General features: G+C 36.7%; 26 protein-coding genes. 18 read left to right on the plus strand and 8 right to left on the minus strand.

The genetic code is table 11. The features are described from left to right. Positions 1-7 precede the first annotated feature (7 nt). A complete protein-coding gene (gene radC / locus ACFILN_RS09510; protein WP_273791035.1) occupies positions 8-802 on the plus strand; it encodes a DNA repair protein RadC in 795 nt (264 codons plus the stop codon). A gap of 44 nt (positions 803-846) precedes the next feature. Here radC and ACFILN_RS09515 read toward each other — a convergent pair whose 3' ends face one another. The 4 genes from ACFILN_RS09515 to ACFILN_RS09530 all read right to left on the minus strand — a co-directional run bounded on the left by ACFILN_RS09515 (position 847) and on the right by ACFILN_RS09530 (position 3,787). After that, entirely contained in the window at positions 847-1,059 is a 213-nt protein-coding gene (locus ACFILN_RS09515) for a DUF3126 family protein (RefSeq protein ID WP_273791034.1), read from the minus strand. Positions 1,060-1,677: 618 nt separating this feature from the next. Then, on the minus strand, positions 1,678-2,451 hold the full coding sequence (locus ACFILN_RS09520; protein ID WP_273791033.1) for an alpha/beta fold hydrolase: 774 nt from the start codon (positions 2,449-2,451) through the stop codon (positions 1,678-1,680). Next, the gene (locus ACFILN_RS09525; RefSeq protein ID WP_273791032.1) at positions 2,448-2,960 is read right to left on the minus strand and encodes a DUF192 domain-containing protein; all 513 of its coding nucleotides are present in this window, start codon (positions 2,958-2,960) and stop codon (positions 2,448-2,450) included. Before ACFILN_RS09525 ends, ACFILN_RS09520 begins: the two co-directional genes overlap by 4 nt. Before the next feature lie 251 nt (positions 2,961-3,211). Continuing rightward, positions 3,212-3,787, minus strand: coding sequence for a cold-shock protein (locus ACFILN_RS09530; RefSeq protein ID WP_273791031.1), 576 nt, complete (start codon positions 3,785-3,787; stop codon positions 3,212-3,214). 323 nt (positions 3,788-4,110) lie between these two features. On the opposite strand from ACFILN_RS09530, the gene ACFILN_RS09535 reads away from it, so the two are divergent. The 5 genes from ACFILN_RS09535 to ACFILN_RS09555 all read left to right on the plus strand — a co-directional run bounded on the left by ACFILN_RS09535 (position 4,111) and on the right by ACFILN_RS09555 (position 8,969). Next, on the plus strand, positions 4,111-5,244 hold the full coding sequence (locus ACFILN_RS09535; RefSeq protein WP_375671403.1) for an ABC transporter substrate-binding protein: 1,134 nt from the start codon (positions 4,111-4,113) through the stop codon (positions 5,242-5,244). Between the two features lie 114 nt (positions 5,245-5,358). After that, complete coding sequence (locus ACFILN_RS09540) at positions 5,359-6,435, plus strand: branched-chain amino acid ABC transporter permease (RefSeq protein ID WP_375671405.1); 1,077 nt, start codon at positions 5,359-5,361, stop codon at positions 6,433-6,435. Further along, positions 6,435-7,493 carry a branched-chain amino acid ABC transporter permease gene (locus tag ACFILN_RS09545; protein ID WP_273791028.1) on the plus strand — a complete coding sequence of 353 codons (1,059 nt, stop codon included), beginning with the start codon at positions 6,435-6,437 and terminating at the stop codon, positions 7,491-7,493. The genes ACFILN_RS09540 and ACFILN_RS09545 overlap by 1 nt, the downstream gene beginning before the upstream one ends. After that, on the plus strand, positions 7,490-8,272 hold the full coding sequence (locus ACFILN_RS09550) for an ABC transporter ATP-binding protein (protein WP_273791027.1): 783 nt from the start codon (positions 7,490-7,492) through the stop codon (positions 8,270-8,272). The genes ACFILN_RS09545 and ACFILN_RS09550 overlap by 4 nt, the downstream gene beginning before the upstream one ends. Continuing rightward, a complete protein-coding gene (locus tag ACFILN_RS09555) occupies positions 8,259-8,969 on the plus strand; it encodes an ABC transporter ATP-binding protein (RefSeq protein ID WP_273791026.1) in 711 nt (236 codons plus the stop codon). The genes ACFILN_RS09550 and ACFILN_RS09555 overlap by 14 nt, the downstream gene beginning before the upstream one ends. Positions 8,970-9,064: 95 nt before the next feature. On the opposite strand, the gene gatA is transcribed toward ACFILN_RS09555, so the two are convergent. Together gatA and gatC are read right to left on the minus strand one after the other, a co-directional pair. Further along, positions 9,065-10,549, minus strand: a complete 1,485-nt coding sequence (gatA, locus tag ACFILN_RS09560; protein ID WP_375657788.1) for an Asp-tRNA(Asn)/Glu-tRNA(Gln) amidotransferase subunit GatA — start codon at positions 10,547-10,549, stop codon at positions 9,065-9,067. 31 nt (positions 10,550-10,580) lie between these two features. Continuing rightward, complete coding sequence (gatC, locus tag ACFILN_RS09565; protein ID WP_273791024.1) at positions 10,581-10,868, minus strand: Asp-tRNA(Asn)/Glu-tRNA(Gln) amidotransferase subunit GatC; 288 nt, start codon at positions 10,866-10,868, stop codon at positions 10,581-10,583. A gap of 147 nt (positions 10,869-11,015) precedes the next feature. Between gatC and ruvX the strand changes: the two genes are divergently transcribed. Continuing rightward, entirely contained in the window at positions 11,016-11,495 is a 480-nt protein-coding gene (gene ruvX, locus ACFILN_RS09570) for a Holliday junction resolvase RuvX (RefSeq protein WP_375625758.1), read from the plus strand. Here the strand turns inward: ruvX and ACFILN_RS09575 are convergent. Beyond that, entirely contained in the window at positions 11,480-13,099 is a 1,620-nt protein-coding gene (locus ACFILN_RS09575) for an acyl-CoA dehydrogenase family protein (protein ID WP_273791022.1), read from the minus strand. The two genes, ruvX and ACFILN_RS09575, sit on opposite strands and share 16 nt — an antisense overlap. 125 nt (positions 13,100-13,224) lie before the next feature. Between ACFILN_RS09575 and ACFILN_RS09580 the strand changes: the two genes are divergently transcribed. Genes ACFILN_RS09580 through dprA form a run of 4 tightly spaced genes read left to right on the plus strand, consistent with a single transcriptional unit; the run spans position 13,225 to position 17,321 of the window. Then, positions 13,225-14,190 carry an aspartate carbamoyltransferase catalytic subunit gene (locus tag ACFILN_RS09580; protein ID WP_375631119.1) on the plus strand — a complete coding sequence of 322 codons (966 nt, stop codon included), beginning with the start codon at positions 13,225-13,227 and terminating at the stop codon, positions 14,188-14,190. Continuing rightward, positions 14,187-15,488: a dihydroorotase gene (locus ACFILN_RS09585; protein WP_375659989.1), complete on the plus strand. Its 1,302-nt coding sequence runs from the start codon at positions 14,187-14,189 to the stop codon at positions 15,486-15,488. Before ACFILN_RS09580 ends, ACFILN_RS09585 begins: the two co-directional genes overlap by 4 nt. Positions 15,489-15,499: 11 nt before the next feature. Beyond that, entirely contained in the window at positions 15,500-16,132 is a 633-nt protein-coding gene (gene plsY, locus ACFILN_RS09590; RefSeq protein WP_375657790.1) for a glycerol-3-phosphate 1-O-acyltransferase PlsY, read from the plus strand. After that, positions 16,089-17,321, plus strand: coding sequence for a DNA-processing protein DprA (gene dprA, locus ACFILN_RS09595; protein WP_375631117.1), 1,233 nt, complete (start codon positions 16,089-16,091; stop codon positions 17,319-17,321). The genes plsY and dprA overlap by 44 nt, the downstream gene beginning before the upstream one ends. Here dprA and ACFILN_RS09600 read toward each other — a convergent pair. Continuing rightward, positions 17,251-17,457, minus strand: a complete 207-nt coding sequence (locus tag ACFILN_RS09600; protein WP_005773510.1) for a hypothetical protein — start codon at positions 17,455-17,457, stop codon at positions 17,251-17,253. The genes dprA and ACFILN_RS09600 overlap by 71 nt on opposite strands. A 261-nt stretch (positions 17,458-17,718) precedes the next feature. Between ACFILN_RS09600 and topA the strand changes: the two genes are divergently transcribed. From topA to ACFILN_RS09635, 7 genes are all read left to right on the plus strand, one after another. After that, positions 17,719-20,292, plus strand: coding sequence for a type I DNA topoisomerase (gene topA / locus ACFILN_RS09605; RefSeq protein WP_375664664.1), 2,574 nt, complete (start codon positions 17,719-17,721; stop codon positions 20,290-20,292). A 3-nt stretch (positions 20,293-20,295) separates the two neighbouring features. Further along, entirely contained in the window at positions 20,296-22,572 is a 2,277-nt protein-coding gene (gene rnr / locus ACFILN_RS09610) for a ribonuclease R (protein ID WP_375671407.1), read from the plus strand. A 266-nt stretch (positions 22,573-22,838) separates the two neighbouring features. Further along, entirely contained in the window at positions 22,839-24,011 is a 1,173-nt protein-coding gene (locus ACFILN_RS09615) for an MFS transporter (RefSeq protein WP_375637614.1), read from the plus strand. Positions 24,012-24,113: 102 nt separating this feature from the next. Then, positions 24,114-24,281: a 50S ribosomal protein L33 gene (gene rpmG / locus ACFILN_RS09620; RefSeq protein WP_004864083.1), complete on the plus strand. Its 168-nt coding sequence runs from the start codon at positions 24,114-24,116 to the stop codon at positions 24,279-24,281. A 331-nt stretch (positions 24,282-24,612) separates the two neighbouring features. Next, a complete protein-coding gene (locus ACFILN_RS09625; protein ID WP_375611942.1) occupies positions 24,613-25,176 on the plus strand; it encodes a thermonuclease family protein in 564 nt (187 codons plus the stop codon). A 28-nt stretch (positions 25,177-25,204) separates the two neighbouring features. Next, complete coding sequence (locus ACFILN_RS09630; RefSeq protein ID WP_375637613.1) at positions 25,205-25,834, plus strand: uracil-DNA glycosylase family protein; 630 nt, start codon at positions 25,205-25,207, stop codon at positions 25,832-25,834. Between the two features lie 21 nt (positions 25,835-25,855). After that, positions 25,856-26,347, plus strand: a complete 492-nt coding sequence (locus tag ACFILN_RS09635; protein WP_015856433.1) for an Lrp/AsnC family transcriptional regulator — start codon at positions 25,856-25,858, stop codon at positions 26,345-26,347. The last annotated feature ends 9 nt before the right edge of the window (positions 26,348-26,356 follow it).

Genomic DNA, 26,356 nt, shown 5'->3' on the forward strand with positions numbered 1-26,356 from the left:
AGATGTTATGGCTAAAAAATTAAATCAAAAGGAAGGTACTCAAAGTAATCACTTTGCATTAACATCGAGTTCTCCACTCACCCCAGTATCAGAAAGAAAAAGTGAAGAGCCTCAGAAAAACGCACAGCTTCATAAACATTATCAAGGACATCGTGAACGTCTTCGGAAGCGCTATTTAAAGTCAAAAGGAAATGCAATTGAAGATTATGAGTATCTTGAATTATTGCTTTTTCGCACAATACCCCGTGCAAACACAAAACCCATAGCTAAAAATTTGATAGCGCGTTTTGGTTCATTAGCTGATGTGTTGGGAGCGGATATTCACCGACTTCAAGAAATTCCAGGATGTGGTCCCGCCACTGCAATTGATTTAAAAATTATTTCAGATGTTGCTGGACGTCTTGCTCGTGCGCAATTGTTTAAACGCGATATTTTTTCATCATGGGATAAAGTTTTAGCTTATTGTAAAGCTGTTATGGCTCACGAAACACGTGAACAATTTCGTATTTTGTTTCTTGATAAGAAAAACGGCTTGCTTGCTGATGAGGTGCAACAAACTGGAACCATTGATCATACCCCTGTTTATCCTCGTGAAGTTATTTCTCGCGCTTTAGAGTTATCCGCCTCAGGACTTATCTTAGTCCACAATCACCCTTCTGGCGATTCCACCCCCTCTGATGCAGATATAACAATGACATATAGATTAAAAGATGCAGCAAATGCATTAGGCATTATTATCCATGACCATCTTATTATTGCACGAAATAACCATACGAGCTTTAAAGCGTTAAAACTTATATAAATCTTATGGGATAAAAAAGACTTCATTCAACTATGAATAACGAATCAATTTTCTAAATCAATATCTAATATAGCCATTGAGAAATTATAGGAGAGCTCTTCTTCATCTTCATCTCGATAGATAATGCCTAAAAACTCATCTCCCATATAAACCTCACAAGAATCACTCTTTTTAGGCCGTGCTCTGACTTGCAATGCTGAGTTTTGGAATATATTTTTAAAATAATTATTAAGTTTTTTTATTTCATCAGCATTCACTATGCTCTCCTGTTTTTTGAAACGATTAAAATAATTGCGTGTCGCGCAAATAAGACACTCTTATGATTCTGTAAAGTCAGTAAAAAAGCATAATCTGAATATTTACTTAATGTTACATATATTTACAACGTTCTTTATAAATTTATAAAGAACGTTTACAAAAAGAGTCTATCATTATTAAATATACCCGTATAGATTAAAAAATGGCAAAAAAAACTGTATATTTTTAATAATTTTACTTTATCTCCAATTTTAGCATCTGTATTTAGAATGCATATTCGTAAGAATAAATTGATCAATAATTTATAATTTTGTTCCTTTTATAAAAAATATAAATAACAATATTTTTTTTATTTAAAACTACATTTTTTAGCAAAAAATATTTATTACATCATTCAAAAATAATTCTTTTTAATAACTTTTAAAGTATAATTATCTAATCTTAGAAGAGTTACATCTCTGAAAAATATACAAAATAAGCTAATAAGAGTTTATTTTTCTTTTCATTCTTTATAAAAACTTATGTCACAAAAGAAAGATTTTTAAATAAGCTTTTTTAATTTATACGAGATAAAAATATTGGGTATTTCTGTAAATTCTAAAAGCTATGAAGAATTCTTATTTTATAGGATAACGAGAAAGAAAATCGATAACACCTTTTTTATAAACTTTATCGCCTACAGCAAGCATATGATCTCGATCAGGAATTGATATAGCTTCACCACAAGGCAACAAGGCTGCCAATGGCTCTGCAGCACCGCCAATTTCATCTAATGAACCAACAGCAACAAGTGCTGGTTGTTTGATTTTGTAAACTTCAGACGCCGTTAACTCCTGTTTTGATGTAATGATACAAGCAGCAAGAGCACGTCTATCGCTTTTCGTTTGATCTGCAAATTTACGGAACATTAAACCGCGTGCATTGGTAATGGTGGAAATATCTTCTGCTAAAAGGGCCTCAGCAACAGGCTCCCAATTTCCTGCTCCCGTCACCATACCAATACCTAAACCACCAAAAATAACACTGTGTACATATGTTGGATGCAAAAGAGCCATAAAAGCACTAATACGAGCCCCCATAGAATATCCCATAACATGAGCTTTAGATAACTCTAAATGCTGTAGTAACTTTACAGCGTCGCCAGCCATAGCTTGAGGTGTATAAAAGACAGGATCATAACTTTTAACTGAATCTCCGTGACCGCGATTATCAAGAGCAATAACACGATATCCTGCTTCAGTGAGAATACGAAACCAACCCGTTGCATACCAATTCACCCGTGCAGAAGATCCAAAACCATGGATCAACAAAATAGGCGCGCCCTGCCCTTCTTCTCGATAAGCAAATCGCAAACCATTATATTCAAAAAAACGAATATCTTCAGCGGTCATTTTTTATTGCACTTTCCACAAAGTACAGGATGAATAACACGTTGCCCTTTTTGTATCTTTTTTTCAGAAATTTCACCAGCGTTAATCTCAAGTGCAAAAGCTGCAGGAACTTCTGATGAAATGGTCTTTGTTGAAAATGGAGAAGTATTTTCAACAATCGATACAATAATTCCCTCAGAGTTTAAAAAAATCATATCTAAAGGTAAAGGGGTATTTGCCATCCACATAAAAATTTTCTGCTCATCTCCCGATTGAGAACTTTTTAGCTGCTTAAAGAGCATTGCACGATCGCGTGGAAAATCAGTTCGATACATTAAACCAGCTGCTGCTTGAGATGGCGTAAAAGCAATCTCTACCTTATAAAAAACCGGACCTTGCTTTGTATGTATTTCTAGAGGAATCGGATGCACAGGAATCTCTATGGGCTCCTTTGCTACAACAACACGCATATCTAGCATAAAAAGCATCACCAATAAAACAATATGCCCCTTTTTAAAAGGCTTTAACATTCTTGTCTCCACCACAGAAAAATTTTAAATTTTGTTTATAAAATAAAAAGTACCAGAGTTTAAAAGTCAAAAAACAAGAGAATTGCTTCCTTGTTATTTTCTAGTTTCTTTCAACGTAATATGCACAATTTCCTTCATTTGGTTTATAGATTCACGAGAGCTATATTTTCTTTAAAAATCTACTTCTATAGCAATTTATGAAACAATCACCTTTAAAAATACAGAAAACATACTGATTTCACTCGTGAAATTTAATGCGTAGCTAAAGGAATGCCTATATCCGGATAAATCTCTGCTGTCATTAAACCTTTTTCTCCTTTACCAAAACGTACAAGAACAACTTGACCGGAACGAAGCTCTGCTAAACCAAAACGGCGCAATGTTTCCATATGAATAAAAATATCTTCCGTTCCTTGCCCACGGCTAAGAAAACCGTATCCTTTGTCACGATTAAACCATTTAACAATTGCTCGTTCTAGTCCACTTTCTGGAGTAACAACAACATGGGTACGGGCTGGAACTTCTGATGGATGAATTGCTGAAGAACAATCTATGGATTTCACCTGAACGCACTTTAATCCTCGTTCAGTTTTTTCCACAGCACAAATGACTTTAGCTCCCTCCAAAGCTGTTTGAAAACCATCCCTTCGCATTACTGTAACATGCAATAATATATCGGGGAAATGAGGTAAATCAGGTACAATAAATCCATACCCCTTACTACCATCAAACCACTTAATGACACCACTGATTTCGATAATCTCCCCACAAGCACCTATACTATCCTCAGATGGGGAACAATCCTTTAATGCATCCTTACTCGTCATAATAACGTGATCCTGTAGCTTATAAATTGTACGATATTGATTCTCTAGGTTTAAGTAAACATTGCTCTTGTATCAACACGCAAGCCCCAAGATAAGATTTCCCCACATTGTCGTATCTTCTATGTTAATGCCAGAGAATATCAACATGAATATTTATAAAACTATTTGATTGTACACTTTACATACCTTACAAGAAGTGCCCTACAAAAGAGGTCATATAAAAGTTTTTTTACATAATGATATTTTGATTAATGTGTAACTTGCATGATGAAGAAGTTCAATATAAGGTGAAAAAACGACAATTCAATTAAGGAAAATGCGCAATGCAATTGAAGAAAATCCTTACGATAATCGCAGCATTTATGGCATTTACAGCAAATGTTTATGCGAGTGAACCTATTAAGATTGGTGTTTATCTTCCATTAAGTGGTCAAAATGCATTTGGAGGTCAGCTTGAAATTAGAGGTATAGAATTAGCCCATAAAAAAGTTCCAGAAATTTTAGGACGTAAAGTAGAACTTGTTATTATTGATAATAAGTCTGATAAAGTAGAAGCGGCTAATGCTGTCATGCGTTTAACAGCAAGTGAAAAAGTGAGTGGAATCATTGGTAGCTATGGTTCTTCGCTCTCGTTAGCAGGTGGTGAAATATCTGAAAAGGCAAAGACTCCAACCATTGCAACGTCCTCAACAAGTCCCCTTGTTACACAGGGTAAAAAATATTACTTTCGTGCTTGCTTTATTGATTCCTATCAAGGAGTAGGAATCGCAACTTATGTAAGCCAAACTTTACATGCAAAAAAGGCTGCTATCCTTAAAGATATTTCAAGCGATTATGCTATTGGTCTTGCAAGTTATTTTACGCGTGCTTTCAAAAAATTAGGTGGTGAAGTTATCTCAAATTTAAATTATAATTCTGGAGATCAGGACTTTTCAGCTGTTCTCACGCAAATTATCGCCCAGAAACCTGATATCTTATTCATTCCATCTTACTTTTCTGAAGGTGCTATCATCATGAAACAAGCACGAGAATTAGGGGCTAAGTTTCAAATTATGGGTGGAGATGCTATGGATAATCCAGAAACCATTACGATTGCAGGAAAAGCTGCAGAAGGTTTCTTACATACGACACTTCCCTATAGTGAGGATATGCCAAATATGTCAGTAGCTGCGCAAGAATTCACAAAAGAATGGAAAAAAGCTTACCCTGACAAAGAACCAAATATCAATTCTGTTTTGGGATACACGAGTTATATGATGTTCATGAAGGCTATTGAAAATGCTGGTAGCACTGATCGTGAAAAAATTACTATCGCACTTAGCCAATTAAAAGATTTTCCTACCCCCTTTGGGGATATGTCAATGGATAAAAATCATAATCCTAAAATTCCTATTGGTATCATTAAAATACAGGATGGAAAACGTGTTTATTTAGAAGAAGTTAAACCTGCTTTTTAATTAAAAAGTTGTACTTATTAAAATGCAAAAATTGGTTGAGGATCTTTTTCTCAACCAAAAACTTAGAAATTTCTTATTGTCCTATGTAAATTAACAAATGTGGAAGGATGAGAGATGAGCACTGAAATGTTCATCCAGTACTTTTTTAATGCACTGGCATTGGGATCTCTTTATGGGCTTATTGCTATTGGCTACACCATGGTCTACGGTATACTGAGACTCATTAATTTTGCTCACGGTGATATCTTTATGCTGGGAGCATATTTTGTTTTCTTTTCCACAATTGGCTTTATGCCTGCTTGGGCAGCTTTTCTTCTTTTGTTCCTTGCTGCTCTTGTTTATTATTCGGTCTTTATAGGCTTTAAAAGGCGTCCTCCAATTTATTGGATTGCTACTTTTTTAATTCTTGCGCTAGAATTTGTTTATTATTTTAAAATTTCCCCACAAGATTTTACACCGATTTGGGTTTTAGCTCTTTGTTTTTCCATTTTTATTACAAGTGCTGTGGGTGTTGCTGTTGATCAATTTGCTTATAAACCTCTACGCCATGCTCCGCGCATTTCGGCACTTATCGGTGCAATCGGTGTTTCTTTTTTTATTGAAAATCTTGCTACTGTACTCTTTAGTGGTGTGCCGAAAGGTGTACAACAGCCAGATTTTCTTGTAACACCATTTTTATGGCATCTAGGATCAGGAGCAGATGGTATCATCAGAATTGCTCCCATGTCTTTGATCGTTCCCTTTGTGTCATTAATTCTTATTTTATTACTATTATGGATTATCCATAAAACAAAACCGGGTCTTGCTATGCGCGCAATCTCCCATGATATTGAAACAACACGTTTGATGGGTGTGTCTGTCAATAAAGTTATTGCGTTTACATTTGGAATAGGCTCAGCTCTTGCCGCCATAGCAGGCATTATGTGGTCTTTACGTTATCCTCAAATTCAGCCTTATATGGGTGTTCTTCCTGGTCTCAAAGCATTTATCGCTGCTGTTATCGGAGGTATTGGTTCGATACCAGGTGCAATGTTGGGAGGATTGTTATTAGGGTTTATTGAAATTATGATTATCGCATTTTTTCCCGCGCTATCTGGATATCGAGATGCCTTCGCTTTCATTTTATTGATTCTGATTTTATTGATATTGCCCACAGGATTAATGGGTAAAAGAAGTCAGGAGAAAATCTAATGGCGAAGTCAGCGACAACTGTTTTATCGTGTATAAGTATTTTCGTTTTTATAGGTTTTTTATTTTATGCTGATAGCCATTTTAATGACTATACGCTTCGTATCATAAATCTGATTGCTATTAATGCGATATTGGCAATTTCGCTTAATTTGATTTACGGTTTCACAGGTATGTTTTCTCTTGGACATGCTGGATTTATGGCTATTGGTGCTTATGTTTGCGCAATTTTACTTCTTTCCCCTGAACAAAAAGAAATGATGTGGATTCTTGATCCTATTGCTGAACCATTATACCATTTACAGTTACCTTTTTTTATCGCTGTTGTTGTAAGTGGTTTGTGTGCTGCAGTTGTAGGTTTATTGATTGCTTTACCAATATTGCGTCTTGGTGGTGATTATCTTGGAATTGCAACATTAGGTTTTGCAGAAATTATTCGCATTGTCATTACGAACGCAACATCGCTCACAAATGGCTCTTTGGGAATCAAAGGAATACCTCAAAATGCAACATTATGGTGGAACTACGGTTGGCTAGCATTTACTGTTCTCTTTATTGTCCTCTTACTGCAAAGCAATACTGGTAACGTATTACGTGCTATCCGTGATGATGAAATAGCTGCGAAAACTATGGGAATTAACGCTTTTTTCTACCGTAGTTTTTCTTTTACTGTTGGAGCGTTTTTTGCAGGTATAGGTGGCGCATTAATGGCGGCTCTTATTTCAACCATTGATCCAAAAATGTTTAATTTTCTTTTGACTTTTAATATTTTGATGATTGTTGTTGCTGGTGGTCTCGGTTCAATTACAGGGAGCATTATTGGCAGCATTATTATTACAGTAATGCTTGAATGGCTTCGTATTATTGAAAGTCCATTTGACTTAGGTTTTATACATATTCCAGAAACCCCAGGACTTCGTATGGTTGTTTTTTCTCTTTTATTGCTGGTAATTATTTTGTTTTGGAGAAAAGGGTTAATGGGACAACGAGAATTCTCATGGAATGGAATTTATAGCTTTTTGACACGCAAAAAGCTTTCTAATACTGAGGGAAAGCTATGAACGACAACATCCTTTCACTCAATAATATTGTAATGCGTTTTGGCGGATTAGTTGCTGTAAATAATGTTAATATGGCAATTAAACGAGGAAGTATTACTGGGTTAATTGGTCCCAATGGTGCTGGAAAAACAACAGTTTTCAATATGATTTCTGGATTTTATGCTCCTACAAGCGGCATCATTCTTTTTGATGAGAAAAAAATTTCTGGAGCGTCTCCTTATATTATCTGTAGAAGCCATATTGCCAGAACATTTCAAAATATTCGTCTTTTTTCAGGGTTAACGGTTTTGCAGAATGTTATGGTAGGAGCGCATGTTCGACAAAAATATCCTTGGTTTTCTTCAGCTCTATTTTTTTCAAAAGCAATGAAAGAAAAGAAGGAAGTTTATAAAAATTCCTTGGAGCTCCTTGAACAGCTACAACTTGATCACCTTGCCAATCAATCGGCAACAGCTTTACCTTATGGTGTGCAACGACGTCTAGAAATTGCACGCGCGTTAGCCACAAAGCCCAAATTGCTTCTTCTTGATGAACCTGTTGCTGGCATGAATCCACAAGAAAGTGAAGATCTTAGAAAATTCATCGCAAAAGTGCAAAAAGACTTTGATCTTACAATTCTTCTTATTGAGCACGATATGAAAGTGGTTATGGGGCTTTGCCAACATATTTTGGTTATGGAATATGGCTGTTGCATTGCCAATGGTACACCAGATGAAATTCGTAATAACCCTAAAGTTATTGAAGCTTATCTTGGCGGAGATGTTTATGGATATTCTTAAAATAAAAAATCTTTACGTTCATTATGGCGCCATTAAAGCTGTCCAAAATCTTTCTATGTCCATAAAGCGGGGCAGTATTGTCACTTTAATTGGAGCCAATGGTGCAGGAAAAAGCAGTATTGTACGTTCTATTACAGGACTTAATCGCTCTGTTTATGGAGAAATTACCTATAATGGCAAATCTATTATTAAAAAATCACCAGAAGAGATTTTGCGATTAGGGATTGCTCTAAGTCCTGAAGGACGACGTATCATGCCCCATCTCACTGTTTTAGAGAATCTTCATCTAGGTGCTTATATTCGTCACGATAAGCAGGGAATTTCCCGTGATATTGAATGGATATTTGACCTTTTTCCGCGCCTACGTGAAAGAGCAAAACAGTTGGGAGGAACAATGTCAGGTGGTGAACAACAGATGGTTGCTGTGGGCCGTGCACTCATGAGCAATCCTGATATGGTCATATTAGATGAACCCTCGTTGGGGTTAGCGCCACTTCTCGTTCGAGAAATTTTTTCTATTATTCGAAAAATTAATGATATGGGAAAAACTGTTCTTCTTATTGAACAAAATGCATTTGCTGCACTTTCCATAGCTGACTATGCTTATATTTTAGAGGTAGGACATATTTTATTTCACGGTGAAGGAAAAACTATGCTCTCTGATTCGCGTGTTAAAGAAGCCTATCTTGGTGGATAAAGACTACGAATTAAGGAAATAGAGCTCATTCCCTCCACCTTCTAAAAAAGCATTTCTCATAAGGATGAGAAATGCTCCTTTGTGAATTTTGACTATTACATCCACCATTTTTCTGCACTGAATATTCCTGCTTCTTGTTCAATAATATGCGCTATCTGAAAAATGACTTCTTCAGAAAAAGGTTTACCAATCAATTGCAATCCTAGAGGTAAACCATTTGATGACAGACCAGCAGGAACAGAAATTCCTGGTAAACCAGCCATATTGACTGGTACCGTAAAAATATCATTAAGATACATTGCTACAGCATCAGTTTTTATTTTTTCATCAGCAATACCAAAAGCAGGTGTTGGTGTTGCTGGTGTCAAAATAGCATCAATGCCTGAAGCAAAACATTGATCAAAATCACGTTTTACGAGTGTTCTTACTTTTTGAGCTCTTAGATAACAGGCATCATAATAACCAGATGAAAGGACATAAGTCCCCACCAAAATACGCCGCTTAACTTCATTACCAAAACCAACAGAACGTGTATTTTCATACATCTCAATGATGTCTTTTCCAGGCATGCGCAAACCAAAACGCACACCATCATAACGCGCTAAATTAGAAGAGGCTTCTGCAGGAGCTATAATGTAATAAGAAGGTAGAGCATATTTTGTATGAGGCAAAGAAATATCCTTAATCTCAGCACCTGCTTCTTTTAACCAATTTATTCCTTTTTGCCAAAGCTCAATAATTTCTGGAGACATTCCATCCACATGATATTCTTTTGGAATACCTATTTTCATTCCTTTGATTGATTGACCAAGATAACTTTCATAATCAGGAACTGGTAAATTGACGGAAGTAGAATCTTTTTCATCAAAAGAGGCCATTGATCTGAGTAAGATAGCACAATCACGAACATCTCTGGCAACAGGTCCAGCTTGATCAAGAGATGAAGCAAACGCGACAACGCCCCATCGCGAACAACGTCCATAAGTTGGCTTTATTCCTACAGTTCCAGTAAAAGCTGCTGGTTGACGTATTGAGCCACCTGTATCTGTTGCTGTTGCCCCAGCACAAATTTGTGCAGCAACAGCGGCAGAAGATCCTCCCGATGAACCACCGGGTACGAGTTTTTCATTCGAGCCTTTTTTTCTCCATGGACTAATAACGGGGCCATAATATGATGTTTCGTTGGATGAGCCCATAGCAAACTCATCCATATTAAGTTTTCCTAACATCACAGCACCGTCTTGCCATAAATTAGCTGTGACAGTTGATTCATAGTGCGGTTTAAAACCATCAAGGATATGTGAACAGGCTTGAGTATGAACACCATAGGTTGCAAAAAGATCTTTAATCCCCAAGGGGATTCCTTCTAAAAGCCCTCCCTGCCCTTTCGCTAAGCGACTGTCTGATTCAGCAGCCATTTTCATTGCCTGTTCTGCTGTTATTGTTACATAAGCATTCAAAATTGGATTAGCTAATTCTATTGCTTGTAAATAAGCTTCCGTTAATTCTGTTGCTTTGAGATTCTTCTTTGTTAAAGCATCACGAGCTTGCGCAATTGTGAAGGTTGTTAAATCAGTCATATTGGTTCTCAAATTTCAAAAATATAAAAAATTACTCAACAATTTTTGAGACAAGAAAAAAATTTTCTTCTGTAACAGGAGCATTGGCTACAATATCTGCTGCTTTATCACCATCTGTAACACTATCTTCACGCATTCGTAGAGTCATCGGCATCACAGATGTTAATGGCTCAATTCCACTGACATCAACTTCATTCAATTGTTCTACAAAACCTAAAATAGCATTGAATTTTTTTGTCACAGGTTCTATCTCATCATCGTGGAGGGCAATCCTTGCTAAATGTGCTATCCGCTTGACTGTCTCTTGATCAACAGACATACTCTTTACGCCTTTCTGCTTTTTTGTTTATTTATTGATCTTTATTCTGGCTATACAAGGCTGCACTTGTAAGTGCAAGAATATTAGATAACATGAATAAAGAATATAACTATAGATCTGAAACATTAAAAAACGTATTATTCCCTTATGACTGTTATTAATATAGATGAAGTTATAACACATCTTTTGCCTAAACAAACAATAGCAGGCTTAGATTTAGGGACAAAAACTATCGGAATTGCCATTTCTGATATGGGGCTGACTGTCTCAAATCCACGTCCTGTACTACAGCGAAAAAAATTTACAGAAGATGCTTACACACTTATTAAAATTTTTGACCGTGAAAATGTAGGCGTTATTATCATTGGCTTACCTCTTAACATGAATGGAAGCAGTGGCTCTCGTGTTCAAGCAACCAGAGCTTTTGTGAGCAATATGAAAGCTTATACAAAAATTCCATTTGTTTTTTGGGACGAACGTTTATCAACAATTGCTGCGGAACGGTCTCTTTTAGAAATGAATGTATCGCGCGCTAAAAGAGCAAGCCGTATTGATTCGGCAGCCGCCGCTTTTATATTGCAAGGTGCTCTCAATAGAATTCAACACTTTCATCATATGGAAGGATAGAGGACATTGAGCAAATGCCCTGCATTATATCGTGCAATGAGCATCCCGTAAGAAGATCTCCATTGTCCCCCAAGGCGGCTTTCCATATAGGCATTTGCAACATGTTCTATGTCTGTAGAACGTAATGCTGCTGCTGCTGCTGCATAAGCTACCTGTTCAACAAAAAACCTTCCTGCACCTTCATTTGCTGATGCCATATCACCTGCTGACTTAATGATTTCAATTGCTCGGGGTCCCGCTGGCCCAATATCAAGAGCAATTTTTTCCAACAATTTCTGAAACAATCCCGGTGCTTTTTCAGCAATAAGAATGGCATCCTTTACCAATTGATTAGCAGAACTATTTCTCACAATTCGCGCAGGCCCATTATGCAACATTTGTGATAATGGATTATTCTCTATAAAACTTTCAATACCAAGTTGTGCAATAATTTCACCAATAATAGGCACAACCAATTGACTTACATGATAAGCAATAATAGGTGTCATAATACGGGCAAAAGCGGCTTCAGAACGGTCATTTGCTGCATTGTCAAATGCTCTCGCTAAACGCAAAACCAATGCTTGTGAGGCAGCTATATCTAATGCAATATCTGCAAAAATACGTTCTGTCAGTGGAGGTAAAGGCTGATTGGGCATTTTTTTCCGGAAAAAATCTATACCAAATTGAAGAGCCGCTCGTAAAACACCTGCCGATATGACAGATTGATCGAAACGCATCATCGTCTCGATATCTTTAATAACTTTAAGCCCTTCTCCAGCATTTCCCAAAAGCCAGCCATAACTGCCTTGGAAATCGACAACCCCCTCTGGTGTTAAAAGTTCTCCAGAACGCTGAATTAAATGACGAATCGATATAGATCCATTTAATGCGCCATTTTCTTGTATGCGTGGAATAAAAAAACAACTTAAATGACCATTTAAATCTGCACTAACAAGATATCCGTCAGCGGTAGGATTAATAACATTGGTTTTTACAACATTTAAACGATATAGATCACGTTCCATACTTTCATCGAAAGAAATTTTCTTAACACTTGGAAAATTGAAAGCGTATTTTTCAATATCGTCAAATGCACAAGTTAGAGAAGCAGCCTTTTTATGATGAATAGGCTTTGATGAAGAATCATATTGGCGTGATAAAAGTACATTTTGCCATTTTTTGAAGAGCTCAATATCACTAATTAAAACAGCAATAGCTGCACTCGTTATGATAACTTCATTCAAATGTCCTGTTTCTAAACCAGCAGATAAAGCTAAACGAATCGCACGCGCTTGATAGCGTACTCCATTTTCTGAACTCGCATTTTCCCAAAGTGAGGTAACCAAACCTGCTTGTCTAGAATATTGTTGAAGAGCTTGATAGGAAGAATGGATCTCTAATTTTTCCGTTGGTTGCCCCCATTCATCATTATAGCATAATAAAGGCTTATAATGATTCGCTAAGCAAGAAAGTTTCCATGCTTCTCGACTCGCGGCAAAATCCCCTATTTCTTCAAAACTTGCTAACAAAAACTTAGGCAAAGTAGAAGCAATACGAAACATAAGCGTATCGCTAAGAAATGTATTTTTTCGACGAGTATTTTGCGCAGATACAGCACTCATAGGTATATTCCTACATTCAAATCATTCATATCATAGACTATTTGTCTTTTTAGAGTTAAGAAACATTTATCATATTCAAACAAATGCTTGTTTAACCTGTTTAGAGAGAGATAAAGAAGAATGCTATGATTCAAGATAATTTTTTTCCACTTTTCCCTCATCAACATCTTTTAGCTATTAAAGATCTGAGTGTACAAGATCTTAATACATTGCTTGATCGTGCAGAAGCAAATGTTATCCTTTCTAACAAAATTGATAAAATAAAATCTACTTTGCATGGACGGACTCAAATTAATCTCTTTTTTGAAGCCTCTACGCGAACACAATCTTCTTTTGAATTAGCGGGTAAAAGGCTAGGTGCACATGTGATGAGTCTTGCGATCGGCAACTCATCTGTAAAAAAGGGAGAAACATTACTTGATACAGCTACAACTCTCAATGCAATGAAGCCAGATATACTGGTTTTTCGCCATAACAGTGCAGGAGCGGCAGCTTTATTAGCGCAAAAAGTTGATTGTTGTGTTATTAATGCAGGTGATGGTGCTCATGAACATCCAACCCAAGCTTTATTAGATGCTCTAACCATTAAAAGGGCAAAAGGTCGTATTGAAGGATTAACTGTTGCGATTTGCGGAGATATCTTACACTCACGTGTTGCCCGTTCCAATATCTTGTGTCTTAATGCTTTGGGTGCTCGTGTTCGTGCTGTTGCTCCCTCAACACTCTTACCCGCAGAAATCGCTCATATGAGTGTTGAGGTTTTTAACACGATGAAAGAAGGTCTTAAAAATGCTGACGTTATCATGATGTTGCGCTTACAGCATGAACGGATGACAGGCTCTTTTATTCCCTCTACGCGTGAATATTTCCATTATTTTGGCTTACATAAAGAAAATTTAGCCTATGCCAAAAATGATTCTATTATTCTGCATCCTGGCCCATTAAACCGTGGTGTAGAGATTGCATCCGACATAGCAGATGGACCACAAAGTATGATTCATACACAAGTAGAAATGGGAATTGCAGTGCGTATGGCTGTCATGGAGGCTTTATTAGATTCACGCGCAAAGATCAGTGGAGAAAAAAAATGATAAAACCAATTGTTTTTCAAAATGCTCGTATTATTGATCCTTCGCGCACAATCGATGAAATTGGTACAGTTATTGTTGAAAATGGACGAATTATAGCCGCTGGAAAAGAAGCTCTGAATCAGGGATTCCCTGAAGAAGCAGAAGTTATTAACGCACAAAACAAAGCAATTCTCCCTGGACTCGTTGATGCGCGCGTTTTTGTTGGAGAATTAGGGAATGAGCATTGTGAAACAATTGCATCAGCAAGTCAAGCGGCCGCAGCAGGTGGTATTACTTCCTTTCTTATGATGCCAAACACGCATCTAGTTATTGATAATATTGCTCTGATTAAATTTATTACGCATACAGCACAGGAAATCTCATTGGTCAATATTTATCCCGTTGCTTCAATCACACAAGGTTTCAACGGACAAGAAATAACCGAATTTGGTTTGCTCAAAGATGCAGGAGCCGTTGCTTTTAGTGAAGGCAAAAAAACACTTCAAAATTCATCTGTTATGCGGCGTGCAATGACTTATGCACGCGATTTTGATGTTCCATTGATGCATGAAACGCAAGATAAAGATCTTACAGGGCAAGGTGTGATGAATGAAGGACTGCTTGCCAGTTGGCTTGGTCTTTCTGGCATCCCTCGCGAAGCAGAAGTTATCCCACTTGAAAGAGATCTGCGATTAGCAGTATTAACGCAAACACGCTATCATGCCGCTCAAATATCGACAGCACTCTCTGCTGATGCACTTCGTTTAGGTAAAAAACGCAGTGAGAAAATTTCAGCGGGTGTATCTATTAATCATTTATCTTTCAATGAAAATGACATTGGTGAATATCGCACCTCTTTTCGCTTAATGCCCCCATTGCGTACAGAAGAAGACCGTATAGCAATGATTGAAGCAATAAAGGATGGGACTGTAGATGTTATTGTCTCTTCTCATGATCCTCAGAGTATCGACAAAAAACATTTACCATTTAATGACGCGGCAGTTGGCGCTATTGGTATGGAGACCTTATTGAGCGCAGCCTTACGCCTTTATCATGATGAGAGCCTATCTCTTCTACGGATAACGGAACTTTTGTCAACGGCGCCTGCAAAGCTCTTTGGACTCAATGCAGGAACACTCAAAAAAGGTGCTCATGCAGACTTTATTGTGGTTGATCTTGAAGAACCATGGGTTGTTTCGAAAGAGAAGCTCTATTCACGTTCAAAAAATACCCCTTTTGATAATGCACGTTTTCAAGGACGTGTGCTCCAGACCTTTGTGAAAGGGAAATCCGTTTTTAAACTTGATCAACAAACTTAATGAGATTCTTAATGAATGAAGCAGAAATATTTTTTCAGTCCACTCCATGGTTTATTTTCCTCATATCTTATCTCATTGGCTCGATTCCATTTGGTCTTCTTTTTACGAGATTGTTCAAAATTGGTGATATAAGAAAAATCGGTTCCGGCAATATTGGAGCAACAAATGTTTTACGAACAGGAAATAAAAAGCTTGCTGCTCTAACACTTCTTTGTGATATGTTAAAAGGAACTATCGTTGTTTTGATTATAAAGTTTTTTAGTAATCCGCTAGACAATAGTATACTTGTTTCTCTAGCGGGTTTTTTTACTTTCTTAGGACATCTTTTCCCCGTATGGCTTAAATTTAAAGGTGGCAAAGGTGTTGCTACCTATCTAGGGGTCTGTTTAGGAATCTATTGGCCCGCAGCAATTATTTTTATTATTGTATGGAGTGCGATTTTTCTTCTCATGCGTTATTCTTCATTATCTGCGCTTATTGCTGTTACGATCACACCGATATTTGTTTTTTATTTTTCCGCTTCTTATTTCTATTGTATGCTGATTGTGATGAGCGTATTTGTGTTTATAAAACATTCTGCAAATATCAGTAGATTATTAATTGGGGAAGAAAGTAAGATTGGTACGCAACACGGAGATAAATAAAGGAATCCTGCTTACTGATCGTCAACGTCTAAGTTGGTTACGGTTATTGCGCAGTGAAAATATTGGAGCTGTTAGTTTTCGCAATCTCATTGATCATTATAAAACAGCAGAAAATGCTCTGGCAGCGCTGCCAGAGCTTAGTAGAAAAGGTGGTGGTTCTGTATCTATAAAAATAGCAAGCTTAGAAGATGCAGAAAAAGAAATGCAAGAAGCTGAAAGATTAGATATTCGGTTCATCGGTGTGGGCGAACCAGACTATCCAGCTTTTCTTAAGGTTACAGAAGCCCCTCCGCCGCTTATTGCTATCAAAGGTAATATTTCAATTTTTCAAAAAACTTCTATTGGAATTATAGGTTCTCGAAATGCTTCAGCTGCTGGGAAAAAGCTTACGGCTCAATTTGCGCGTTTTCTCGGAGAAGCAGACTTTGTAACAATTTCTGGTCTCGCTCGTGGAATTGATAGCGTTGCGCATCAAGCAAGTTTAAAAACAGGAACTGTTGCAGTCATGGCTGGAGGAATTGATCATATCTATCCTCCTGAAAATAAAAAGTTGCACGAAGATATTATCGCCAACGGTGGGGCCATCATCAGCGAAATGCCCATTTCTTGGAAGCCGCGTGCTATCGATTTTCCAAGAAGAAACCGTATTATTGCAGCTCTATCACTTGGTCTCTTGGTTGTAGAGGCAGCCCTGCGCTCAGGGTCCTTAATTACCGCACGTCAAGCAGCTGAAATGGGACGGTTAATTTTTGCCATTCCCGGTTCTCCACTTGATCCAAGATCTGTTGGTACAAACAATCTTATCAAAGACGGTGCTCTACTCACCACACATCCTTCTGACATTATAGAAACACTTACGCCATTAATTTCACCGCTTCCAAATTCGCAACTCAATTTTTTTGAGGAACCATCCTCTTTACAACTTGAAAAGGAGAATTTTAATTTAGCAGATGAAAAAAACAGCGGTCTCTCTTCAGCAGATGACAATGCAGCACGCGCAGCAGTTCTCTCCGCTCTTTCAACAACGCCAATCGATTTAGACACACTTAGTATCCACTCAGGTGTTTCACTCCCAGCTCTCTACCTCTTGTTGGTAGAACTCGACCTTGCTGGAAAGCTTATTCGACACTCTGGTGGTTGTGTGTCATTGTCGAATCTTGATCTTCCCCAAGAGCCTCAGCACTATTAATAATGCTTTGCCCTTCTTTGGCAACCATATCCAAAAGCAATGCTAAAAGCGGACTATGCGCCTGACGCGCCATCTGATTCATTTGCTTTGACATGTCTGTAATATATTGGATAACTTTTAAATGATTTATAAACATAATCCTCTATCCTTGAGCATTTCCCCTCCTACCTCTCAATAGACGTCTTAGTATTTCGCCGTATGTTTTTGTAATAACAGTGGAAAATAAATCGTGTAATTCTATATAGGGTGTATTCTAATAATGACAATCATAAGTTGTACAATATTCATGTTTTTTATATGGCTAATATTTTTTTATGTGCTCTTAAGCAATTGGCATTAGCTATTCGCGTAAAAGGCGTTTATAAAAAAATTTTTATTTCAATATTTGGGTAAAATTATGAATATCGTTATCGTTGAATCTCCAGCAAAAGCAAAAACAATTAATAAATATCTTGGATCTCAATACAAAGTTGTCGCATCATTTGGACATGTTCGTGATTTGCCTGCAAAAGATGGTTCTGTTTTACCGGATCAAGATTTTTCTATGAAATGGGATATAGATTCTGCTGCCGCTAAACGTTTAAATGAAATAGCAAAAGCCGTTAAAGAAGCCGATAGCCTTATATTAGCAACAGACCCTGATCGTGAAGGGGAAGCTATTTCATGGCATATTCTGGATGTTCTCCGTCAAAAAAAAGTTTTAAAAGATAAACCTATTAAAAGAGTTGTCTTCAATGCCATCACCAAAAAGTCTGTGCTTGATGCTATGAACAATCCACGTGATATTGATACATCACTTGTAGATGCTTATCTTGCACGTCGCGCTCTTGATTATCTCGTTGGTTTTACACTTTCACCTGTTTTATGGCGGAAACTTCCTGGTGCCCGTTCAGCAGGACGCGTTCAATCGGTTGCTTTGCGTATTATTTGTGATCGTGAATCAGAAATAGAACATTTTATCAAAGAAGATTATTGGTCCATTACAACACAGTTAAAAACCATCCGAAATGATAGTTTCCAAGCAAGATTGACAATGTTTAATCAAAGAAAAATAGGCAAGCTTGATATTCAATCTCAAGAACAAGCAGACCAAATTCGCCTTATGTTGGAGCAAGCCCAATATCATACACTCAGTGTTGAAGCAAAACCTACAAAGAGAAATCCTTTTCCTCCATTTACAACCTCCACACTACAACAAGCAGCTTCTTCAAAATTAGGATTTTCAGCTTCTCGCACTATGCAAATTGCCCAAAAGCTTTATGAAGGCATTGAAATTAATGGTGAAACGGCAGGGCTGATTACTTATATGCGTACCGATGGTGTGCAAATAGCACCAGAAGCTATTGATTCAGCACGAAAAGTTATTCATGAAACTTTCGGTAAAGACTATATTCCTGAAAAACCACGTTTTTATTCAACAAAGGCAAAAAATGCACAAGAAGCACACGAAGCGATCCGTCCAACAGATTTTCAACGCAATCCTAGTCAAGTCCGTAATTTTCTCGATAGCGATCAAGCAAAGCTCTATGAGCTGATATGGAAGCGTGCTATTGCCAGCCAAATGCGTTCTGCTGACATTGAACGTACAACCGTTGAAATTGAAGCACAGCAAGGAGAAAACCGTGCAAATCTACGAGCAACAGGATCTGTTATTCGCTTTGATGGCTTTATTTCCGTCTACACGGATCAACGAGACGAAGAAAATAATGAAGAAAATGAAACAACACGTTTACCACAAATAAACACTGGTGAAGCACTTAAAAAAGAAAAAGTTGAATCCGTACAACATACCACAGAGCCCCCTTCTCGTTATTCTGAAGCTTCATTAATTAAAAAGCTTGAGGAGTTAGGAATTGGTCGTCCTTCGACTTATGCCTCCACATTGGCGACATTGTGTGACCGTGGATATATTGTCATTGATAAACGAAAGCTTATTCCCGATGCTAAGGGACGTATTGTTACGGCCTTTCTTGAAAATTTCTTTAATCGCTATGTAGAATATGGTTTCACAGCAGATCTTGAAGAAAAGCTGGATCTTATATCTGACGGCAAACTTTCTTGGAAAGACGTCTTAAGGGATTTTTGGGATGGATTTAATGCATCTATTAGCAATATCCAAGAACTCCGTATAACCAATGTCCTTGATGTTTTAAATGTAACATTAGCACCTCTCGCCTTTCCTGAACGCGAAGATGGAAGTGATGTGCGTTCCTGTCCTCTTTGTAAAAATGGTCAATTATCATTAAAACTCGGTCGTTATGGTGCTTTTGTTGGCTGTTCCAATTATCCCGAATGTAAATACACACGCCAACTTGGTACAGATACTGGAGAAGATAATGAAGCTGTACGCAATGATGAACCTGTTATACTTGGTATTGACCCTGAAACAGGAAAAGATATCTCTCTTCGCAATGGCCGGTTTGGACCCTATATTCAACTTGGTGAAAGCAAAGAAGTTAAGCGTGCAGGACTACCAAAAGAGTGGCAGGCAGAAAATGTAACCCTTGATAAAGCCTTGGCTTTACTATCCCTTCCCCGTGAAATTGGCATTCATCCTGAAACTGGAAAAATAATCACGGCTACGATTGGACGATATGGTCCCTATCTTAGCCATAACGGAAAATCTGCGCGCCTTCTTCATGCAGATGAAGTTTTTGATATTGGTATCAATCGCGCTGTTACAGTATTGGCAGAACAACAAGAAAACAAAACCAAGCAAAGCAGAACAACACCTGAAGCATTGGCAACATTAGGAGAGCATCCAGAAGGAGGAACCATTACCGTGCGCAACGGGCGTTATGGTCCTTATGTCAATTGGGGTAAAATTAATGCAACATTGCCAAAAGATAAAGATCCCATTAGTGTAACACTTCCAGAGGCACTAGAACTTATATCGGCTAAAGCATCGAGTAAAAAAACAACTTCAAAAAGAGCTTCTTCTAAAACAAAAGCAAAAATAAAAGAGACATAAATTTTGGCTAAAGGTGAAAAAAACATAAAATATCTCTCTTCATTCAAGGGGAAAACTTTTCCCAATAAGGAAGCAATCCTTTCCTTTATAATTGAGAATCCTAACCACTCAAGTAAACGAGAAATCGCTAAAGCTTTTAACTTAAAAGGCGATTCTCGTATCTGGCTTAGAGATATGTTACGTGAGTTAAAGGATCAAAATCTCATATCTAAACACCACAAAAGAGCAATAAACAAAGGAAAATTACCCCCTGTTTCTTTAGTAAAAATTAGCGGACGTGATAAAGATGGAAGTTTTATTGCACAACCTCTTGAATGGGAAGATTCTCCAAAGCCCAATATTGAAATACACTCTTTTCATCACATAACAGGAAGTAATATTGGTGTTGGAGATCATATTCTTGTAAAAGTTTTTCGAAATAAAAATTCTGAAAGCTCAAGCCATCCTTATACGGGACGAATTATTCGTAAAATTGATGTATCTCCCAAAAGCGCATTTGCTGTTGTACAAAAATTTGAAAATAATCAATGGCGCCTTGATCCTATAGACCGCAAAACCAATGAACTCATTGTTGAAATGTCTCCAGAAATGAAGATTCAAATTGGTGACCTCGTTGAAGTCGAAATTAAAAAAAATACTGGTTACGGATTAAAGAGCGCAAAAATAAAGAATGTTTTAGGGCACATTAAGAGTGAGAAAACACTCTCAATGATAGCGCTTCTTTCGAAAGGAATTCCTTATATTTTTCCTGAAAGTGTTCTTGAGCAAGCCAAACATATCAAAGCTGCCAATATGGATAATCGTGAAGATTGGCGACAATTACCCTTTATTACAATTGATCCACCAGATGCAAAAGACCATGATGATGCAGTTTATGCAACCAAGGATAAAGACCCAGCAAATAATGATGGTTGGATTATTATTGTGGCCATTGCAGATGTTTCTTACTATATCAAAACAGGAAGCGCTTTAGATAAAGAAGCATTGAAACGTGGAAATTCTGTTTATTTTCCCGATACCGTTGTGCCAATGTTACCTGAACGCCTTTCTCATGATTTATGTTCTCTTCGTGAAGGAAAAGAAAGACCAGCTTTAGCCGTTCGTATGATTTTTGATGCAAACGGTAATAAACGAAAACATAGTTTTCATCGTATTATGATTCGTGTAAGAGCCAAACTTTCTTATCAAGAAGTACAATTGGCAATTGAAGGTAATATAAATGAAAAAATAACCCCTCTTTTTGAGAGCATTTTGCACCCCTTATGGGAAGCCTATGCATGCCTTAAAGCTGCGAGAAATCGTCGCCAACCACTAGAATTAGAAATTGCAGAAAAAAAGATTATTCTTGATCAAAATGGATGCATAAAAGATGTTGTGAGTGAAATACAATTAGAAGCGCATCGTTTAATTGAAGAGTTTATGATACAAGCTAATATTGCAGCTTCTGAAACATTAAAACAACATCACCAGCCGCTCATTTATCGTATTCATGAAAAACCTTCTCTTGCTAAGCAAGAAATACTTCGGAGCTTTCTTCAAAGTTTGGGGATACCACTCTCCCGCGGAAGCGAACTTACCTCAGCGCGCCTTAATAGAATTTTAGAAAAGGTCGCTCATACTCAACAACAAGAACTAGTCAATCAAGTTATTTTGCGTTCACAATCACAAGCAGAGTACAACCCTAAAAATAGTGGCCATTTTGGTTTGAATTTGCAGAACTATACACATTTTACATCACCAATCCGTCGTTATGCTGATCTCATTATTCATCGAGCACTCATTAAAGCTCTCAAATTAGGAAATGATCAATTAACAGATACACAAGAACAAAATCTTGCAGAAATTGCTACGCAAGTTTCTTTATACGAACGCCGTGCAATGATGGCTGAAAGAGAAACGATTGATCGGCTTGTTGCTCACTATTTAACGAATAAAATCGGTCGTATTTTTACAGGCCGCATTTCCGGAGTTACAAAAGCAGGTCTTTTTATCTCACTTGATAAACTCAATACAGATGGTTTTGTCCATATTTCTACACTTAAAAATGATTATTATCATTTTGATGAAGCACAACATGTTCTTGTAGGACAGCGTAGCCATAAAGGCTATCAGCTCAGTGATGTTGTAGAAGTAAAACTTATAACGGTACAACCTTTTGCTGGCGCTTTATGCTTTGAACTGTTAACAAAACCTCGTCCAATAAAATTTTCACCGACATCCTACCATAAAAACAAATTAAAAAAACAAAAGTATACTTTTTATGGGAAAAGAAAAAATTAAGCTTCTTGCCCTCCATTGAATATAATATGAATAATAAATTCAATTTAAGAAATGACTTATATTATATAATATTTATATGTACAATCTTCTTTCTTTAGTATACAAGAGGATAAATTTTATTGTTAAGTCTATAATAACCATATAAAAATCTTGCAGTTTTTTATACTTAGAAAATGAGAGAAACTGCAAAGGATAGTTTTGGCTCCCTTTCATTTCAGCTCATCTTTTCATTGTTTAAATAAACAAGAGTACCTTAAGCCATTCTCATGAAAAAAAAACCTTTTGACTCTCAAAATAATTCTTTGCGTGCAATTATTGCCGCTATTGCAACCATTGGCACTGTTGGAACAGCATTGGCAATGGGAACACAACTTGTCTCTCTTCTTATGGCAGAGAAAGGACTTTCCAACAGTACAATCGGCTATAGTGGAACAGTTGGTGGAATCGCCACAATTATTGCAGCTATTTTTACGTCTCGAATTGCCTTATGCTTAGGAATCGCTCAAACAATATTGCTTATGATGGCGATAGGATCTTTAAGTTTTTTAGGATTCTATTTTTTTGATCCCATATGGATTTGGTTTATTTTAAAGTTTATATTACATTTCAGCATGACAGTTATGTTTATCCTATCAGAGTTTTGGATCAACAGTTATGCTCCCCCAAAAAAACGCGGTTTGATCCTTTCTATTTATGCTATTGTCTTAGGATTAGGGTTTATAATAGGTCTAACGCTGCTAGCAAAAGTGGGAACACAAGGATTTATTCCTTTTGCTGTTGGATATAGCCTTATTATACTTGCTACTATACCAATTCTTACCGCTTGGAAATTAAGTCCAGAATTTCAAAAAAATCAATATATGCCATTTTTTCGTTATCTTTTTCACGTTCCAAGTGCAATGATGGCGGTCCTTGTTTACGGGGCCATTCAAATGGGCGTATTAACTCTTATAATACCCTTTAGTTTATCCATTGGTTATAATGAGAATGAAGCAGCACATTTTATGGCAACCCTTGCACTTGGGAATATTTTCCTCTTAATTCCTATCAGCATTATAAGCGACTACGCCAAAGATCGACGCTACCCGCTGATGAGTTGCGCTATTTTAGGTTTTTTAGGAACTTTTATAGTACCATGGATTCTTCAATATCCATGGATTCTGATGCTTGATTTGTTTTTTCTGGGTGGTGTATCAGCGAGCCTTTATACAATTAGTCTTGCACATTTAGGAGCCCGTCTCAAGGGGCAAGAGCTTGCTGCTGCTAATTCTGCTTTTATTTTTTGTTATGGAATTGGTATGCTCATCGGACCGACCTTTATCGGAAAATCCATGGATATCTTTAAACACTTTGGTTTTTCAATAGCCATGGCTGTTTTTTTCGGTTTATATGTCATTTTGGTGTTTGTCCAACTTATGAGAAAATTAATCAGCTCTTGACTTTTTTGAGAACATCCGTAGTGTTGCCGGAAAATCTGATGATGTCGGAAATAAGTTTTGACAGAAATAATATTTTTTCAGTATAAATAGGGTATTTACATTATGGCTAAAGCAGCAACCATTAAGATCAAGCTTTTATCAACTGCAGATACTGGTTTTTTCTATGTAACAAAGAAAAACAGCCGTACAATGACAGATAAAATGAGCAAGCGTAAATATGATCCAGTTGTAAAAAAGCACGTTGAATTTAAAGAAACAAAAATTAAATAAATAAAATTATTATTAAATTGATAGATTTTATACTCCAAAAGAAATGTTGGAGTATTGCTCTTCAAAGTTATTTTTTGAGGGGTGTTTTTTTATTTCCTTAAGTTTAAAAAGTTTACTTTAAACTTTGTATGTTTTGTACGGATTTGGATAAGTTGATTTATTATTTAAGTTGCTTACATATATTCTGTATGAGTATTTGATTATTGTGATATCTAATGAAAATTTTGTCATTAAAACGAAACACTGTTTCGTCATATGAATAAAGTTTCTCGGGTCAATTATAAACAATACTAAAATAGAGTTATAATAATGTTAGCAGTTTCTTTATTTCATGAAAAAATCTTTTTCTCATTTTAATCTAAGAAGCTTTAATCTAAAAGTTATCGGTTTCAGTATTTTTGTCGCTGCTAGCATTCTTATCATTATGTCAACTTATTTTAAGAAAACTCAGCTGTTGCCTCAAAAAGAAAAATTTTCTTCTCAAAACACTGTTGAAGGAAATGCATTAATCATTGATGGCGATACCATTATGATTTCTTCAATTAAGATTCGACTAGCTGGAATTGATGCTCCTGAACTCCACCAATTTTGTGGAAAAAAAGAAGCACGCTACCCTTGTGGGCTTGAGGCAAAGAAATATTTAGAAAAACTATTAAAAAATCAAACTGTTACATGTCACTGGCAAAAAACAGATAAATATCGCCGTATTCTTGCAACATGTAAAACAAAACAAGTTAGCAATATCAACGCAACACTTGTACATAATGGTTGGGCTGTAAATTATTATGAATACCCCAAAGAAGAGCAAGAAGCTAGAAAGAAAAAGAAAGGAATATGGGCATCAAGTTTTCAACGACCAAAAGAATGGCGCAAAGCAAATCCTCGCACAGAATAAGAAAAATATTTTTTAATTTTATTTACCAATGAAACAATGTAGCCAAATTATCAAACTTGAAAAAGAGATCTATTCCTGTCGTGTTTGCGTCCAACAACCCCATTATTTTCCTCCTCTTCCTCATGAACCAAACCCGGTCGTTTATTTATCCGATACCGCTTCGATTGCAATTGCAGGCCAAGCACCAGGGTTGCGTGTCCATGAAACTTCTATCCCTTTTAATGATCGTTCTGGCGAAAAATTGCGTAATTGGCTGGGTGTCACGAAAGAAGAATTTTATAATAGATCTCTTTTTGCTATTGTTCCTATGGGATTTTGTTTTCCAGGCTATGACAAAAATAAAGCTGATTTACCACCAAGACGTGAATGTCGAGAAATATGGCATGAAAAGATATTTCAAGCGATGCCTCAAATAAAGCTTGTTCTTGCTATTGGCAGTTATGCGCAAAAGTGGCACATTACAGAATTAAAATATAAAACCGTTTCTGCAACTGTTGGTGATTGGAGAAATATTCTTTCCATTCCCCAACCTCGAGGCTATAATGTTATGCCTTTGCCTCATCCATCATGGCGAAATACTTCTTGGTTACAGAAAAATCCATGGTTTAATGATGAGCTTATTGTATATCTGCGTTGTTTAGTGCGTAAATTTTTATAAATTAAAATATTGAGAATAAATATGGATCGTCTTGACCGAAAAATTTTACATCTTTTGCAAGAAAATGCGACACTTTCTGTTGCTGATATTGCTAAAAAAGTGGGACTTTCGACCACTCCTTGCTGGCGTAGAATTCAAAAACTTGAAGAAGATGGCGTCATTCAGCGTCGTGTTGCTGTTCTTTCTCCTGAAAAAGTAAACGCACACGTCACTGTTTTTGTGTCTATTCGCACAAACACACATAGTCATGAATGGTTTAAGCGTTTTTCAAAAATTGTGCAAGAATTCCGTGAAGTCATTGAATTTTATCGAATGAGTGGAGATATTGACTATTTATTGCGTGTTGTTGTGCCCAACATTGAAGCTTATGATCTTTTTTATAAAAAATTAATTTCTAAAATTGACATCCGTGATGTCTCATCTTCTTTCGCAATGGAACAGATTAAATATACAACGGAACTTCCACTTAATTATATTAAATTACACGACAAGACGCATGAACAAAACTCTTAAGATTTTTAT

Origin of the sequence: Bartonella sp. CL434QHHD (assembly GCF_042195145.1) — a bacterium.
Classification (GTDB): Bacteria; Pseudomonadota; Alphaproteobacteria; order Rhizobiales; family Rhizobiaceae; genus Bartonella.

What these genes read in the sequence shown, in the direction of transcription:
- ACFILN_RS09580 (WP_375631119.1), top strand. Translation starts at nt 13,225, where the DNA reads ATGATTCAAGATAATTTTTTTCCACTTTTCCCTCATCAACATCTTTTA.
- ACFILN_RS09535 (WP_375671403.1), top strand. Translation starts at nt 4,111, where the DNA reads ATGCAATTGAAGAAAATCCTTACGATAATCGCAGCATTTATGGCATTT.
- ACFILN_RS09575 (WP_273791022.1), bottom strand. Translation starts at nt 13,099, where the DNA reads ATGAGTGCTGTATCTGCGCAAAATACTCGTCGAAAAAATACATTTCTT.
- ACFILN_RS09550 (WP_273791027.1), top strand. Translation starts at nt 7,490, where the DNA reads ATGAACGACAACATCCTTTCACTCAATAATATTGTAATGCGTTTTGGC.
- gatC (WP_273791024.1), bottom strand. Translation starts at nt 10,868, where the DNA reads ATGTCTGTTGATCAAGAGACAGTCAAGCGGATAGCACATTTAGCAAGG.
- ACFILN_RS09540 (WP_375671405.1), top strand. Translation starts at nt 5,359, where the DNA reads ATGAGCACTGAAATGTTCATCCAGTACTTTTTTAATGCACTGGCATTG.
- ACFILN_RS09530 (WP_273791031.1), bottom strand. Translation starts at nt 3,787, where the DNA reads ATGACGAGTAAGGATGCATTAAAGGATTGTTCCCCATCTGAGGATAGT.
- ACFILN_RS09635 (WP_015856433.1), top strand. Translation starts at nt 25,856, where the DNA reads ATGGATCGTCTTGACCGAAAAATTTTACATCTTTTGCAAGAAAATGCG.
- ACFILN_RS09615 (WP_375637614.1), top strand. Translation starts at nt 22,839, where the DNA reads ATGAAAAAAAAACCTTTTGACTCTCAAAATAATTCTTTGCGTGCAATT.
- ACFILN_RS09585 (WP_375659989.1), top strand. Translation starts at nt 14,187, where the DNA reads ATGATAAAACCAATTGTTTTTCAAAATGCTCGTATTATTGATCCTTCG.
- radC (WP_273791035.1), top strand. Translation starts at nt 8, where the DNA reads ATGGCTAAAAAATTAAATCAAAAGGAAGGTACTCAAAGTAATCACTTT.
- ruvX (WP_375625758.1), top strand. Translation starts at nt 11,016, where the DNA reads ATGACTGTTATTAATATAGATGAAGTTATAACACATCTTTTGCCTAAA.
- ACFILN_RS09545 (WP_273791028.1), top strand. Translation starts at nt 6,435, where the DNA reads ATGGCGAAGTCAGCGACAACTGTTTTATCGTGTATAAGTATTTTCGTT.
- topA (WP_375664664.1), top strand. Translation starts at nt 17,719, where the DNA reads ATGAATATCGTTATCGTTGAATCTCCAGCAAAAGCAAAAACAATTAAT.
- gatA (WP_375657788.1), bottom strand. Translation starts at nt 10,549, where the DNA reads ATGACTGATTTAACAACCTTCACAATTGCGCAAGCTCGTGATGCTTTA.
- ACFILN_RS09525 (WP_273791032.1), bottom strand. Translation starts at nt 2,960, where the DNA reads ATGTTAAAGCCTTTTAAAAAGGGGCATATTGTTTTATTGGTGATGCTT.
- ACFILN_RS09555 (WP_273791026.1), top strand. Translation starts at nt 8,259, where the DNA reads ATGGATATTCTTAAAATAAAAAATCTTTACGTTCATTATGGCGCCATT.
- plsY (WP_375657790.1), top strand. Translation starts at nt 15,500, where the DNA reads ATGAATGAAGCAGAAATATTTTTTCAGTCCACTCCATGGTTTATTTTC.
- rpmG (WP_004864083.1), top strand. Translation starts at nt 24,114, where the DNA reads ATGGCTAAAGCAGCAACCATTAAGATCAAGCTTTTATCAACTGCAGAT.
- ACFILN_RS09600 (WP_005773510.1), bottom strand. Translation starts at nt 17,457, where the DNA reads ATGTTTATAAATCATTTAAAAGTTATCCAATATATTACAGACATGTCA.
- ACFILN_RS09625 (WP_375611942.1), top strand. Translation starts at nt 24,613, where the DNA reads ATGAAAAAATCTTTTTCTCATTTTAATCTAAGAAGCTTTAATCTAAAA.
- ACFILN_RS09520 (WP_273791033.1), bottom strand. Translation starts at nt 2,451, where the DNA reads ATGACCGCTGAAGATATTCGTTTTTTTGAATATAATGGTTTGCGATTT.
- ACFILN_RS09630 (WP_375637613.1), top strand. Translation starts at nt 25,205, where the DNA reads ATGAAACAATGTAGCCAAATTATCAAACTTGAAAAAGAGATCTATTCC.